This is a genomic window from Pseudophaeobacter sp. (genome assembly GCF_039971195.1).
Taxonomy (GTDB): domain Bacteria; phylum Pseudomonadota; class Alphaproteobacteria; order Rhodobacterales; family Rhodobacteraceae; genus Pseudophaeobacter.
In genome coordinates, this window is record NZ_JBDWPJ010000144.1 from 1 (window position 1) to 13,167 (window position 13,167).

The following is a 13,167-nucleotide window of genomic DNA, read 5'->3' on the forward strand; positions in this document are numbered from 1 at the left end:
AACACAAGGGCCCGGTAAAGGAAGAACTGCGGGCCAAGCTGGGCAATCGGATCTATGGTTGTGATGACTGCCTGTCGGCCTGCCCCTGGAACAAGTTTGCGGTGGCGGCCAGTGATCTGCGCTATGCGGCGCGGGCCGAGTTGCAGGCGCCTAAGCTGGCCGATCTGGCGGTACTGGATGATGCCGAATTTCGGGCGTTTTTCGCGGGCTCGCCGATCAAGCGGGTGGGGCGGGACCGCTTTGTACGCAATGTGCTGTATGCCATTGGCAATTCCAGGCTCCCGGAGTTGCGGAGCGTGGCTGAGGGGCTGACCCAGGATCCGGATCCGACAGTGGCAGATGCGGCGCAATGGGCGGTTCAGCGGCTGTCGTGACGCAAACAGGATGGACCTGTCTCAAATAGGCGTTAGACCGGTCAGGCGAGTAAGTCGGAGTGGATAGAATGGCGCTGCTTTTGGGAGTGGACACCGGTGGAACCTATACGGATGCGGTGCTGATCCGGGACGAGGAGGAGGTGATCGCCAGTGCCAAATCCCTGACTACCCGGGCGGATCTTGCCATTGGGGTTGGTGGCGCGGTCCGGGCGGTTCTGGAACAGTCTGGCTGTGCTGCGACTGAGGTTTCGATGGCGGCCCTGTCCACAACCCTGGCGACCAATGCGCTGGTCGAGGGGCAGGGCGGCCGCGTGGCGCTGATCTATATCGGGTTTGGCGCGGCGGATCTGGAGCGCCATGGGCTGAAGGATGCGCTGAAGGGCGATCCGGCCCTGGTGCTTGCGGGCGGGCATAACCATGCTGGGGCAGAGGCCGCGCCGCTGGATGTAGAAACGTTGCGGCGTTTTCTAGAGGTGGAATCGGCTGGCGTTTCGGGTTTTGCCGTGGCCTCGGTTTTTGCCACCCGCAATCCGGGTCATGAGCTGGAGGCGGCGCGGATCATTGGCGAGATGACCCAGGCGCCGGTGACCTGTTCGCACCAATTGTCGGCCAAGCTGAATGGTCCCAAGCGAGCGGTGACGGCGGTGTTGAACGCGCGGCTGATTGGGATGATCGACCGGTTGATAGGCCGGGCGCAGGATATATTGGTTGAGCTTGGGGTGACGGCGCCGATGATGGTGGTGCGCGGCGATGGGGCTTTGATGTCGGCAGCGCAGGCGCGGGCCCGGCCCATTGAAACCATTCTGAGCGGGCCGGCGGCCTCCATCGTAGGGGCGCGCTGGATGACCGGGGCAGAAAACGCCCTGGTCAGCGATATTGGCGGCACCACCACAGATGTGGCACTGATCCGCGATGGCAAGCCCGCAATTGATCCGGCAGGGGCCCGGGTTGGGGAATTCCGCACCATGGTCGAGGCCGTGGCGATGCGCACGACCGGGTTGGGTGGCGACAGTCAGGTGCATCTGCAGGCCAGTGGCTTACAGGGCGGTGTGACGCTGGGTCCGCGCCGGGTGGTGCCGGTTTCATTACTCGCATCCGAGGCACCGGAACTGGTACATGCCACGCTGGACAAGCAGCTCTTGGCGCCGGTGGTCGGGGAATATGACGGCAGGTTTGTGCGGGCGGTGCTTGGCCTGCCAGCGGCTGGGCTGGGAGAGCGCGAACATGCCCTGTTGGGGCGTATCGGAACCGAGGTGCATCCCCTGGGGGATATTCTGCGCACCCGGATGGAACAAGGCGCGCTGTCGCGCCTGGTGGACCGGGGGCTGGTGCAGGTTGCGGGGGTGACGCCTTCGGATGCCAGCCATGTGCTGGGGCGGGTTCAGGCCTGGGATGCTGCGGCGGCTGAAAAAGCGCTGACCCTGTTTGCCCGCCGCCGCGTCGGCAGTGGTGAGAGCCTGGCGCCAGATGCGCAGACCCTGGCGCAGATGATCGTGAATCAATTGACAGAACAGACGGCTTTGACCTTGTTAGAGACTGCTTTTGCCGAGGAGGCAGAGGATTTCCCACTGCCGCCTGCCGATCTGGCGCGGCATGTGCTGACGCGGCGGGGGCTGGTCTCGCATCGCGGCATTCTGGCCCTGGATATGTCGGTGAATATCGACGTGGTGGGGCTGGGAGCTTCGGCGCCCTGCTATTACCCGGCAGTTGGCGAGCGGCTGAAATGTCAGATGCTTTTGCCCGAACATGCTGGCGTGGCCAATGCGATCGGTGCGGTGGTGGGTCGGATCACCATGCGGCGCAGTGGTGCCGTGACCTCCCCGGCGGAGGGCAAGTTTCGGGTGCATCTGGACAGTGGTCCACGGGATTTCTCAGCCTCGCAAGAGGCCATGGCGATGTTGGAACAGGTCTTGCGGGACCAAGCCAAGGCCGATGCCGAGGCTGCGGGGGCAGAGAATATCCATATCCATGTCAGCCGCGATATTCGCATGGCCGAGGTGGAGGCCCGCGAGGTATTTGTCGAGGCCACGCTGACCATTGAGGCATCAGGCCGACCGCGTGTTGCCAAGGGTTAAGTGACCTGAAAACAAGAAAGACCCGCGCCAGAGTGGAGCGGATCTTTTCGATTTGTGGCTCTAAATAGGGCTATTCTGCAGCGGCCGTGCGTTTGGGCAACACCCAGTCGGGGCGGGCAAAATGGCAGGTATAGCCATCGGGGCGGCGCTCAAGATAGTCCTGATGCTCGGGCTCGGCTTCCCAGAAATCAGAGACTGCTTCGACCTCGGTCACCACTTTGCCGGGCCACAACCCACAGGCCTCAACATCTGCAATCGTGTTCAGTGCCTCGGTTTTTTGCGCCTCGTCGACGTAGTAGATTACCGAGCGGTAGCTCATCCCCAGATCGTTGCCTTGCCGGTTTTCGGTGGTGGGATCATGGATCTGAAAGAAAAACTCCAGCAGCTCCCGGTAGGAGGTCTGGCTGGGGTCAAAAATGATCTCGATCCCCTCGGCATGGGTGCCGTGGTTCTTGTAGGTGGCATTGGCCACATCGCCGCCGGTATAGCCGACGCTGGTTTTCAGCACCCCTTTGCGTTTGCGGATCAGATCCTGCATGCCCCAGAAACAGCCCCCTGCGAGTACAGCACGTTCGCTCATGATCTTTCCTCCACCTGGTTCATATATACTGCATAGCCCTCGGCCTCCATTTCGGCCAGCGGGATAAACCGCAGAGAGGCAGAGTTGATGCAATAGCGCAGCCCGCCGTGTTCCACAGGCCCGTCGGGGAAGACATGGCCAAGGTGGCTGTCGCCATGGGTGGAGCGCACCTCGGTACGGATCATGCCGAGCGCACGGTCTTCGAGCTCGCTGACATGGGCGGGTTCGATGGGTTTGGAAAAGCTGGGCCAGCCGCAGCCAGAATCATACTTGTCTCCCGAGGCAAACAGCGGCTCCCCAGAGACGATATCGACATAGATGCCGACCTCTTTGTTGGCGAGCAGCTTGCCGGTGCCGGGGCGTTCGGTGCCGGAATTCTGGGTGACGTAGAATTCCTCTTCGGAAAGGGCGGCGATGGCTGCCGGGTCTTTGCTGTATTTGGTCATGAAAACCTCCGTCTCTTGCGGCTGTTGTGATTTGGCCGCTCTGTTCGCTTTGCTGCCAAAGATGGGGTGTTGGAGCAGAATTGCAAATGACAATTCCCGGCGTGGGTTTTGGGCCAGCATGTATTCCGGCGTTAGCTCCGGATCTTGGAAGGCTGGTCCGGGGCAGGTTCGGCTGGGGGGGATTGCCGCGATAGCTGTACTGCCAGAATGCCTAGTGTGACCACGGCAACGCCGATGACATCCAGCAGGCCGAGCTGTTCGCCCAGCAGAAGGCTGGCGATGGCGACGCCAAAGACCGGGTTGAGGAAATGGAAGGTTGCGGCGCGGATCGGGCCAATCCGGTTGAGCAGCAGCACCCAGATAAAGGTGGCCATCAACCCGGGCACCAGGGTGGTATAGGCAAAGGCCAGCCCCAGCCGCAGGGTGGGGGTGACAAAAATCTCTTCGGTAAGCGGCGCAGCGACAAACAGGATGGCCGAGCCCACCAGCATCTGTAGCCCGACCACCATCATAAAGTTGCCTCCCGAGGTGGCACCGCGCAGCGACAGGGTTGCCACTGTCAGTGCCAGCACGCCGATCACACAGAGCAGGATGCCAAACCCGTCGACCCCGGCATTGAGACGCGTTCCCATGATCAGCGCCACGCCTGCGACCCCTGCCATCAACCCGATGATGCCCAGCGGCTTCATCCGATCGCCAAAGAAGACCCAAGAGGCCAGCGCCACACAGAGCGGCATGGTGGAGGCAAGGATCGCCGCCAGCGAGGCCTCGATCCACTGCATGGCGACAAAATTGAGCCCCAGATAGAGCGCATTCTGGCAGAGGCCAAAGATCATCGTGGCCCGCCACTGGGCGCGGCTCAGCCGCCATGTCTGCCCCAGAGCCAGGGCAATGGCGACGCCGATCACGCCGGAGATCAGGAAGCGCACCGCCAAGGAGAACAGAGGCGAGGCATCCATCACGATGATCCGCGCCGAGGTAAAGGCCGAAGACCACATCAGGGCAAAGCTCAGCCCCATAGCAATAGCGCGAATATCCATGGGTCGGGTCTCCTGGGGGACGGCGTTGTCCCGGATCAGTCTCTCAGGTGTTTAACAAGGCAGGCTTTGACAGGGAATGCGAATTCGGGCTGCTGCAGCTGGTTTTGTCTCACGGTTCTGCGAGGCCAGGGCATTGGAACAGGAAGGCGATAGGACAACAAAAAAGGGCCGCCAGAGGCGACCCTAAATTCAAAAGCTAAATCCCGAAGGTTTCTGGGATCAGGCTTCGCCGTTGACGCTGTCTTTCAGGGCCTTGGCAATGGTCATTTTTACGACCTTGTCGGCTTCCTTCATGAACTTCTCGCCAGTGGCGGGGTTGCGCACTTCGCGCTCGGGGCGCTCGCGGCAATAGATTTTGCCAACGCCTGGCAGGGTCACGGCACCGCCGCCGGAAACTTCGCGCGTGATCAAAGCGCAAACTGCTTCGAGAGCAGCGCCTGCGGTCTTTTTATCTTCGCCCATTTCTTCAGCCAGAGCGGCGACAAGTTGGGTCTTTGTCATCGGTTTGGACATTCTCAGATCTCCTTAAAACTGCCCGAACTATGGGGCCTCATCGCGTGATATTATCGTTATGTTGTGTAGGAACACAACGCGTAGTATGCGAAAAGACCATAGGAACCAGCGGTTTTTTGCAGAAAACAGTGGAAAACTCTTCCTAAAGGAAGGCGGTTTCGTCAAAGGAGCGCAGTTTTCGACTGTGCAGGCGCTCTAGCGGCATCGATCTAAGCTGTTCCATCGCTTTTATGCCGATCTGCAAATGACGTGCAACCTGTGTCTGATAGAAGTCAGAGGCCATGCCAGGCAGCTTCAACTCGCCATGAAGCGGTTTGTCGGAGACACAGAGCAGGGTGCCGTAGGGCACGCGGAAGCGATAGCCATTGGCGGCGATGGTGGCGCTCTCCATATCCAGGGCGATGGCGCGGGACTGGCTGAGCCGCTGCACCGGGCCGGACTGGTCGCGCAGCTCCCAATTGCGGTTATCAATGGTGGCGACCGTGCCGGTGCGCATGATCCGCTTCAGGTCATAGCCCTCGTATTCCGTCACCTCGGCCACGGCCTGTTCCAGCGCGATCTGGATCTCTGCCAGCGCCGGGATCGGGGTCCAGACCGGCAGGTCATCGTCGAGCACGTGATCTTCGCGCAGGTAGGCATGGGCGAGAACAAAATCTCCCATCGCCTGGGTGTTCCGCAGACCGGCGCAATGGCCCACCATCATCCAGGCATGTGGGCGTAGCACCGCGATATGATCGGTGGCGGTTTTTGCGTTTGACGGCCCAACGCCGATATTGACCAGGGTGATGCCTTTGCCGTCGGCGCGTTTCAGATGATAGGTCGGCATCTGCGGCAGCTTGGTGATGGGCGGAATATCGGCCTTTGGATCGGTGATCTCGTGATTGCCGGTGCTGACAAAGCTGGTGTAGCCGGACTGGGGATCCGCCAGCTGGGCGCGGGCATAGGCCTCGAACTCGGCCACATAGAACTGATAGTTGGTGAACAACACGTGGTTCTGGAAATGCTCGGCATTGGTGGCGGTGTAATGCGATAGCCGCGCCAGTGAGTAATCCACCCGTTGCGCGGTGAACAGCGACAGCGGCCCGATGCCATCTTCGGCCTGATAGGTGCCATTGACGATGTCATCATTGGTGGTGGCCAGATCCGGCACATCAAAGACATCGCGCAGGGTGAAGCCGGCAGCGCCTTCCTGTGGCACCGTCAGATCAGGGCGCGAGGCGACGGCAAAATGCACCGGAATCGGTGTATCAGAGGCACTGATGGTAACGGGTTGCCCGTGGTTTTTGATCAGCAGGGCGATTTGCTGGATCAGGTAATTGCGAAACAGATCCGGCCGCGTCACCGTGGTGGCATAGGTGCCGGGAGCTGAGACATGGCCAAAGCTGAGCCGGCTGTCCACCTGGGCAAAGCTGGAGGTGGTAAAGCGGATCTCGGGGTAGAAGGCGCGGATACGAGCGTCGCGCTTGGCGCCCTCTCTCATGCTGGCGACAAACTCATCACAGAGGAAGCTTGTTGCCTGGGCATAGAGCTGCTCTAGCCGCGCTACCGCAGCCTGAGCATCCGAAAAACTCTCGGCGGCTGGGGTTTCGGGATATCTGACGGTGGCGGTTGGCGTTTTTGGCGTCATGTAACGGGCTCGATTACTGGGATCATTTCAAAGCTACGCACATCCACCAGGCCAAGGTCCGAAATCCTGAGTTCGGGGATCACCACCAGCGCCAACAAGGAATGTTGCATATAGGCGTTGTTCAGGGAACAACCGCAGACCTCCATCGCTTCGCCCAGTTTCTGCGCCTTGGCGGCGACCTCGGTGGCGGGGCTGTCGGACATCAGCCCTGCAATGGGCAGTTCCACCAGCGCCAGTTCCTTGCCATCGCGGAAGATGGTGACGCCGCCGCCGACCTCGGCCAGCCGATTGGCGGCGAGTGCCATTTGATCGCGGTCGGTGCCCACCACAATCATATGGTGGCTGTCGTGGGCCACGGTGGAGGCCATGGCCATTTTGCCCTCATAGCCAAAGCCAGAGACAAAGGCATTGGTCACACCGCCAGTGCCGCGATGGCGTTCGACCAGAGCGATCTGGCAGGTCTCGCCACCAGTGGCCAGGGTCGCCTCAACCAATCCGTCGCGCACCGGCAGCTCGGCTTTCAATGCCTTGGTCGGAGCCTGGTTTTCCACCATGCCGATGACATTGGCAGTGACCGCATTGGCGCCCTCGGGCGCCTGGATTTCAAAATCCGCCGAGGAGAGTTCATGGCCCAGATGAATGGTGCCACGGGCGCTGTCCGGCCAGTCCAGATGGGGGCAATCCACCTTGATAGAGCCTGATTCCGCGACGATCTGACCCCGCGCCATGACCAGTTCGATCGGCAGCTCGCTGAGGTCAGAGGTCAGGAGCACATCGGCGCGCCGCCCCGGCGTGAGGGAGCCGATGTCGCGCTCCAGACCAAAATGAGTGGCGGTGTTGATCGTTGCCATCTGGATCGCAATCAGCGGATCACAGCCGCAGGCGATGGCGTGGCGTACCACCCGGTTCATATGCCCATCATGCACAAGGGTGCCGGAATGGCTGTCATCGGTGCACAGAATAAAATTGCGCGGGTCCAGGCCTTTCTCAGTAATGGCGGTGATCTGCGCCTCGACGTCGTACCAGGCAGAGCCCAGCCGCACCATGGCGCGCATGCCCTGACGCATCCGGGCGATGGCATCAGCCTCGCAGGTGCCCTCGTGGTCATCCGCCGGGCCACCGGCAACATAAGCGGCAAAATCGGGGCCAAGGTCTGGCGAGGCATAGTGGCCTCCAACGGTTTTACCCGCGCGCTGGGTGGCGGCGATCTCGGCCAGCATCTTGGGGTCGGCATTGGCAACGCCGGGGAAATTCATCATCTCACCGAGGCCGATGATGCCGGGCCACTGCATGGCCTCCGCCACATCTTCGGCGGTGATCTCATAGCCGGTGGTCTCCAACCCCGGCGCCGAGGGCGCACAGGACGGCATCTGGGTAAAGATATTCACCGGCTGCAGGAGCGCCTCGTCATGCATCAGCCGCACGCCTTCCAGTCCCAGCACATTGGCGATCTCATGCGGGTCGGTGAACATTGAAGTGGTGCCATGGGGGATCACCGCGCGGGCAAATTCTGCCGGGGTCAGCATGCCGCTCTCGATATGCATATGGGCATCACACAGGCCGGGGATCATGTAACGCCCCTCTGCCTCGATCACCTCTGTATCGGGGCCAGTGCAATAGCTTGCATCGGGGCCAACATAGGCGATGCGGCCAGATTTGATGGCGATGTCATGACCGTCCAGAACCTCGCGGGTGTGGACATTGACCCATTTGCCCTGACGAATGACCGTATCGGCGGGCGCGCGTCCTGCTGCAACATGGATCAGGTCTGAGGCGATATCGGGCCAGCTGGGGAATGCTTTATCTGTCATGTGCCAATTGTTCTGATTGCCGGGATAAGTGCAAGCCCTGCAATTTTATGCCGGACGTAGAAACACCTATAGCCAGGTCAAGAGGATGATTTGTGACAACAAAGCCGCCAATGATGCGCGTACCAAGCCCTGCCTGACGTTCCCCCTTTGCATGCCTGGAGGTCTCGCCGTTAAGTTGAGGTGTATTTTTACGAGGAAATTTTTATGAACGACGTTATGCAACTTTTGAACAGTCCCGAATTTCAAAAATCGATGTTCTGGCTTGGCATCACTAGCCTGATGTTGGCGATCGGGCTGATTGTCTGCGCCTTTGCCTTTTATGGCCGTGCCCGCGATGTGGTGATTGCTGATCCTGAAACCACCCGCTGGACCCTGCTGATGGGCACCTGGCGGGACAGTTTGATTATCACCCTGCTGTTTGTCTCAGAGGCGCTGTTTCATCGGTTCCTCGACCTGATCGGGATTGCCCAGCAAGCCAAAAGCGCAATTTCCTGGTATTCGCCGCTGGTGCCACCGCTGGCGAGTTTTGTGCTGATGATCCTGATCTTTGTGATCGCGGCCCTTCGCATCGCCTTGATTTCGCGCTGGCTGCTGGCTCAGTCAGCCCCCACCCCTGACCCCGCCTAGGATCTGAACCCTTCGGGCCAGGCCTTGCCGCCGCTGTGTTCCTGCGCCATCTCGGCGCGCAGCCAATTGGCAAAGGCCTGCGCCCCGGCGGATTGTTCGGCCTGCGGTGACAGCAACAGATAATAGGCCTCGGGCACGGCGGCACGATGGTCAAAAGGCGCGATCAGCCGCCCCTGGCGGATCATGTCTCCGGCCATGATATCATGCGCTAACCCCACCCCGGCCCCAGCGGCCACGGCTGGCAGACAGGCCATATAGGTGGTGGTATAGGTCACCGGCGGGTTGGGCCAGGGCAACGATTGATCCTCGGCCCAGGCGGCAAAATTGGCCATCAGATTGGCGCAGTCAAACAGCCGGTGCTGGTGCAGCTCTGCCAGTTCCACCTCATAGCCGGGCGCACAGACCGGGTAATAGTGATCACGCCGCAAAAGCTCGCCCCGGACGGTGTCGGCCAGGCCGAGGGAAAACCGGATCTCCACATCGGCGCCTTCTGCCATACCGCGCGGCTCCCAGATCTCGGTGGAGATATTCAGCAATACATCCGGGTGCTGATCGTAAAACCACCCCAGCCGGGGCGACAGCCATTGCACCGCAAATGAGATGTTGGACTGCACCTGCACCACATTTTTCTGCGGCCCGGCAATGGCGCGGGTGCCATTGGTGAGGGTGCGAAAGGCCTCGCGCACCACGGGCAGATAGGTGGTTCCGGTGGGGGTGAGCTCTAACGCGCGGGGGCGGCGATGAAACAGCGTCTTGCCGAGGTGGCTCTCCAGCCCTTTGATCTGCTGGCTGACCGCGCTTTGGGTCATGTTGAGATCCCGCGCCGCGCCGGTAAAGGACAGATGCCGGGCGGCGGCCTCAAAGGTGCGCAGCCAGCCCAAAGGGGGGAGGGTGTTTTTCATGTGCATAAGTTTGCCATAAGTCAGGCTAATGGCAAGACCGCAAATTTTGCGCTGGTCAAACAGGCCCTCGCCCCTCAGGTTTTGGGCAGGTAGGATTTTCAGCAGGAGCCCCCGAGATGAGCGTCACCGAATTGCGCCCCAATATGGATCACTGGCAGGAGCGCGTCGATCTGGCGGCGAGCTTTCGCTGGGTGGAGCGGCTCAATATGCACGAAGGCGTGGCCAATCATTTCAGCCTGGCGGTGAACGAGAGTGGCACCCAGTTCCTGATGAATGCCAATCAGATGCATTTTGCCCGCATCACCGCCTCGAACCTGCTGTTTCTCGATGCGGATGATCCCGAGACCATGGACAAGCCCGGCGCGCCGGACCCCACTGCCTGGGGGTTGCATGGGTCAATTCACCGGCTCTGCCCGCAGGCGCGCTGCGTGATGCATGTGCATTCGATCCACGCCACGGTGTTGGCTTCTTTGGCGGATAGCAACTTGCCGCCGATCGACCAGAACACCGCAACCTTTTTCAACCGCTATGTGATTGATGATGGCTATGGCGGATTGGCCTTTGAGGATGAAGGCGCGCGCTGTGCGGCGATGCTGACCGACCCTAAGCAGAAGGTGATGATCATGGGCAACCACGGGGTGCTGGTGATCGGCTCTGACCCGGCGGATACGCTGAACAGGCTCTATTATTTTGAACGCGCAGCTGAGACCTATATTCGCGCTCTGCAGACCGGGCAGCCCCTGCGGGTGCTGTCGGATGAGATCGCCGAGAAGACCGCGCGCGAGTTGGAAGACTACCCCGCCCAGGCCGAAGCCCATCTGCGAGAGATCAAGCTGATCCTCGACAGCGAAGGTTCCACCTACGCCAGCTAGGCGCTCAGATAGATCGAAAAAGGGCTGATTAGAGCCTAAACTGGAGGTGGTTTCCTCTTTCTCGCGCGGGCGTTGCAGCGCCGCGGGATGAAGAGGTCATGCCCTACGTCAGATCAGATTAAATTAGACCAGCAGGAGGAGAAACCAAATGCAGGACGGCAAAGACCAGCCAGAGCAGATGCAGGATATGGGGAAAGACTGGAACTATCACCCAGAGCTGCCTTTGCGGAATCCGTCGATCTTCCAATGGCCGCCAAAGCCAGCTTTTCTGTTGCATTGGCTGCTGCGCAACTGGCTGACCCTCAGCGAACGGGTTTTGATGCTGGGCCTGGCGCTGGTTCTGTGGTGGGTCTTCTATCCGTCGATCGAGACCGCGCAGAGCTTTGCACCGGGCTGGATTGCGCGGGTCTGGCTGGTCAATTTCCTGATGATCTTTGCCGTGGCCGGCGGGCTGCACTGGTATTTCCATATGCATCGTGGCCAGGGCAAAAAGCTGAAGTTCGAGCGCCGCGAACAGGGGCGTAACAACCGGCTGTGGGATTTTAGTGATCAGGTGAAGGACAATATGTTCTGGAGCCTTGGCTCTGGGGTCTTGCAGCTCACCGGGTTTCAGGTGCTGACCATGTGGCTGATGGCCAATGGCTACACCCCGATGATCAGTTTTGCCGAAAACCCCTTTTGGTTTTTGGGATTTCTGGTGATCCTGCCAATGTGGTCGGCCTTTCATTTCTATTGGGTGCACCGGCTGCTGCACCTACCGTTTTTGTATAAACACGTGCATTCGCTGCATCATCGCAACGTCAATATCGGCCCCTGGTCTGGCTTTGCCATGCACCCGGTAGAGCATTTTTTCTACCTGACCACGCTGTGCATTCATTGGCTGGTGGCGAGCCATCCGGTGCACCTTTACTTCCATATCGTGTTTCAGGGGCCGGGGGCGGCGATGACCCATACCGGCTATGAGGATCTGTTGATCAAGGATAAACGCTGGTTGGCGCTGGGCACATTCTATCACCAGCTGCATCACCGTTATTATGAGTGTAATTATGGCAATCAGGAGATGCCCTGGGATCGCTGGTTTGGCACCTTTCACGATGGCAGCGCCGAGGCCACCGCAGAAACCCGCGTCCGCAAGAAGCGGATGTTTGGGTGAGCGGTTTCCAGACCTTAGGGCTTTTTGAAGTGGAACCAGCTCCTGACCTTGGGGAGACGTGAAAGCGCCTTCCCGGGGGGAAGGTTAGGCGCTGCCCGGCTCTTTGGGCCGGGGAAGTCATTCTACCCCTCATTGCTCCGCATCTGCCGCGGCGGGGCGCCAAACTCTTGACGATAGGCGCGGGTCATGGCGCTGGGATCTGTATAGCCACAGCGCAGGGCCACCTCAGAAATGCTCAAATCAGTCTCTAACACCAGCTTTCTGGCCTGAATCAGGCGCAGATGCCGGTAAATGGCCTGCGGGCTGGCCCCCAGTTGCGCCTTCATGCGTTGTTCCAGATCCTTGCGGCTGCGCCCCACCTGCCGGGCGATCTCCGGGATTGAAAGCGGGGCTTCGATATGGGCCTGCATCAGCGCCAAAGCGCGCGCCACAGACCGGCTGCGGGCAGAGCCTGACGCCACAGTCGCAGGCTCTGTGACTTCCGGGCTCATGAACAGGGCGGCAACTTCCAACCGCAGGGCCTGGCCGTGGCGCTGACCAATCAGCTCCATCATCAGATCAAAGGCCGCCAGGGCACCGGTGCAGGTCACCCGGTTGCCATCCTGAACGTGGCGCTGGCGCAGAGCTTCGACCTGGGGGAAATCCTCGGCAAACCCGGCCAGCTCCTCCCAATGGATGGTGGCGCGGCGCTGATCCAGCAGCCCTGCCGCAGCCAACAGCCAGGCGCCGGCATCAAACCCGGCCATCACAGCGTAACGGCCCGCCGCCGCGCGCAGCGATTTCTTTGTCTGATCAGTCGCCAAGGGACGGTAGCGATAGGAGGGCATGGCGATCAACATATCGCCGCGACAGCGCGCCAGCTGGTCATGCGGGTTGACCTCCATCCCGGCCGAAGAGGTGGCAGAGCACCCATCCAGAGTGAGGAAGCGCCAGGCATAGATCTGCCGCCCCGCCAGGGTATTGGCGGCGCGCAGCGGTTCAATGGTATTGGCAAGGCAATGGCCTGAAAAATCGTCAAACAACAGCAGATCCACCTGCTGCACTGCGGCGTCATCTTTTGTCCATATCTGCATGATTTTGTCCATCCTTGCACGGTGAGACCCTAACCTGAGGCTAGACTGTCCGGCAAGTGAAAGAGAAGGATGCG

The 13,167-nt window shown here is 60.3% G+C and carries 13 protein-coding genes; 5 read left to right on the top strand and 8 right to left on the bottom strand.

The annotated features are described in order from the left end of the window. On the top strand, nt 1-374 hold a 374-nt coding region (locus ABJP42_RS12730; RefSeq protein WP_490363224.1), incomplete at its 5' end, for an epoxyqueuosine reductase. Between the two features lie 68 nt (nt 375-442). After that, nucleotides 443-2,449, top strand: a complete 2,007-nt coding sequence (locus ABJP42_RS12735; protein ID WP_348340903.1) for a hydantoinase/oxoprolinase N-terminal domain-containing protein — start codon at nt 443-445, stop codon at nt 2,447-2,449. Nucleotides 2,450-2,519: 70 nt separating this feature from the next. Here the strand turns inward: ABJP42_RS12735 and msrA are convergent, their stop codons facing one another. From msrA to ade, 6 genes are all read right to left on the bottom strand, one after another. Further along, nucleotides 2,520-3,029 (bottom strand): peptide-methionine (S)-S-oxide reductase MsrA, encoded by a 510-nt coding sequence (msrA, locus tag ABJP42_RS12740; RefSeq protein WP_348340905.1) that lies wholly within the window; start codon nt 3,027-3,029, stop codon nt 2,520-2,522. Further along, entirely contained in the window at nt 3,026-3,475 is a 450-nt protein-coding gene (gene msrB / locus ABJP42_RS12745; RefSeq protein ID WP_348340907.1) for a peptide-methionine (R)-S-oxide reductase MsrB, read from the bottom strand. Before msrB ends, msrA begins: the two co-directional genes overlap by 4 nt. Nucleotides 3,476-3,606: 131 nt before the next feature. Continuing rightward, the gene (locus tag ABJP42_RS12750) at nt 3,607-4,515 is read right to left on the bottom strand and encodes a DMT family transporter (protein WP_348340909.1); all 909 of its coding nucleotides are present in this window, start codon (nt 4,513-4,515) and stop codon (nt 3,607-3,609) included. Between the two features lie 219 nt (nt 4,516-4,734). Continuing rightward, nucleotides 4,735-5,028 carry an HU family DNA-binding protein gene (locus ABJP42_RS12755; protein ID WP_054461859.1) on the bottom strand — a complete coding sequence of 98 codons (294 nt, stop codon included), beginning with the start codon at nt 5,026-5,028 and terminating at the stop codon, nt 4,735-4,737. A 142-nt stretch (nt 5,029-5,170) separates the two neighbouring features. Next, nucleotides 5,171-6,655, bottom strand: a complete 1,485-nt coding sequence (locus ABJP42_RS12760; protein ID WP_348340911.1) for an AMP nucleosidase — start codon at nt 6,653-6,655, stop codon at nt 5,171-5,173. Next, on the bottom strand, nt 6,652-8,466 hold the full coding sequence (gene ade / locus ABJP42_RS12765) for an adenine deaminase (protein WP_348340913.1): 1,815 nt from the start codon (nt 8,464-8,466) through the stop codon (nt 6,652-6,654). The genes ABJP42_RS12760 and ade overlap by 4 nt, the downstream gene beginning before the upstream one ends. A gap of 204 nt (nt 8,467-8,670) precedes the next feature. Here ade and ABJP42_RS12770 point away from each other — a divergent pair, with 204 nt between their 5' ends. Continuing rightward, a complete protein-coding gene (locus ABJP42_RS12770; RefSeq protein WP_348340915.1) occupies nt 8,671-9,093 on the top strand; it encodes a hypothetical protein in 423 nt (140 codons plus the stop codon). Here ABJP42_RS12770 and ABJP42_RS12775 read toward each other — a convergent pair. Then, complete coding sequence (locus ABJP42_RS12775) at nt 9,090-9,995, bottom strand: LysR substrate-binding domain-containing protein (RefSeq protein WP_348340917.1); 906 nt, start codon at nt 9,993-9,995, stop codon at nt 9,090-9,092. The genes ABJP42_RS12770 and ABJP42_RS12775 overlap by 4 nt on opposite strands. 116 nt (nt 9,996-10,111) lie before the next feature. Here ABJP42_RS12775 and ABJP42_RS12780 point away from each other — a divergent pair, with 116 nt between their 5' ends. Both ABJP42_RS12780 and ABJP42_RS12785 read left to right on the top strand, forming a co-directional pair. Beyond that, nucleotides 10,112-10,867 carry a class II aldolase and adducin N-terminal domain-containing protein gene (locus tag ABJP42_RS12780; protein WP_348340919.1) on the top strand — a complete coding sequence of 252 codons (756 nt, stop codon included), beginning with the start codon at nt 10,112-10,114 and terminating at the stop codon, nt 10,865-10,867. Nucleotides 10,868-11,015: 148 nt separating this feature from the next. After that, nucleotides 11,016-12,020 carry a sterol desaturase family protein gene (locus ABJP42_RS12785; RefSeq protein ID WP_348340921.1) on the top strand — a complete coding sequence of 335 codons (1,005 nt, stop codon included), beginning with the start codon at nt 11,016-11,018 and terminating at the stop codon, nt 12,018-12,020. 122 nt (nt 12,021-12,142) lie between these two features. On the opposite strand, the gene ABJP42_RS12790 is transcribed toward ABJP42_RS12785, so the two are convergent. Beyond that, on the bottom strand, nt 12,143-13,093 hold the full coding sequence (locus tag ABJP42_RS12790) for a GlxA family transcriptional regulator (RefSeq protein WP_348340923.1): 951 nt from the start codon (nt 13,091-13,093) through the stop codon (nt 12,143-12,145). Nucleotides 13,094-13,167: the final 74 nt, after the last annotated feature.

Excerpts from the sequence above, each read along its gene's own strand:
- ABJP42_RS12735 (WP_348340903.1), top strand. The coding sequence starts at position 443 with ATGGCGCTGCTTTTGGGAGTGGACACCGGTGGAACCTATACGGATGCG.
- ABJP42_RS12770 (WP_348340915.1), top strand. The coding sequence starts at position 8,671 with ATGAACGACGTTATGCAACTTTTGAACAGTCCCGAATTTCAAAAATCG.
- ABJP42_RS12780 (WP_348340919.1), top strand. The coding sequence starts at position 10,112 with ATGAGCGTCACCGAATTGCGCCCCAATATGGATCACTGGCAGGAGCGC.
- ABJP42_RS12775 (WP_348340917.1), bottom strand. The coding sequence starts at position 9,995 with ATGAAAAACACCCTCCCCCCTTTGGGCTGGCTGCGCACCTTTGAGGCC.
- ABJP42_RS12750 (WP_348340909.1), bottom strand. The coding sequence starts at position 4,515 with ATGGATATTCGCGCTATTGCTATGGGGCTGAGCTTTGCCCTGATGTGG.
- ABJP42_RS12785 (WP_348340921.1), top strand. The coding sequence starts at position 11,016 with ATGCAGGACGGCAAAGACCAGCCAGAGCAGATGCAGGATATGGGGAAA.
- msrA (WP_348340905.1), bottom strand. The coding sequence starts at position 3,029 with ATGAGCGAACGTGCTGTACTCGCAGGGGGCTGTTTCTGGGGCATGCAG.
- ABJP42_RS12760 (WP_348340911.1), bottom strand. The coding sequence starts at position 6,655 with ATGACGCCAAAAACGCCAACCGCCACCGTCAGATATCCCGAAACCCCA.
- ABJP42_RS12755 (WP_054461859.1), bottom strand. The coding sequence starts at position 5,028 with ATGTCCAAACCGATGACAAAGACCCAACTTGTCGCCGCTCTGGCTGAA.
- ABJP42_RS12790 (WP_348340923.1), bottom strand. The coding sequence starts at position 13,093 with ATGCAGATATGGACAAAAGATGACGCCGCAGTGCAGCAGGTGGATCTG.
- msrB (WP_348340907.1), bottom strand. The coding sequence starts at position 3,475 with ATGACCAAATACAGCAAAGACCCGGCAGCCATCGCCGCCCTTTCCGAA.
- ade (WP_348340913.1), bottom strand. The coding sequence starts at position 8,466 with ATGACAGATAAAGCATTCCCCAGCTGGCCCGATATCGCCTCAGACCTG.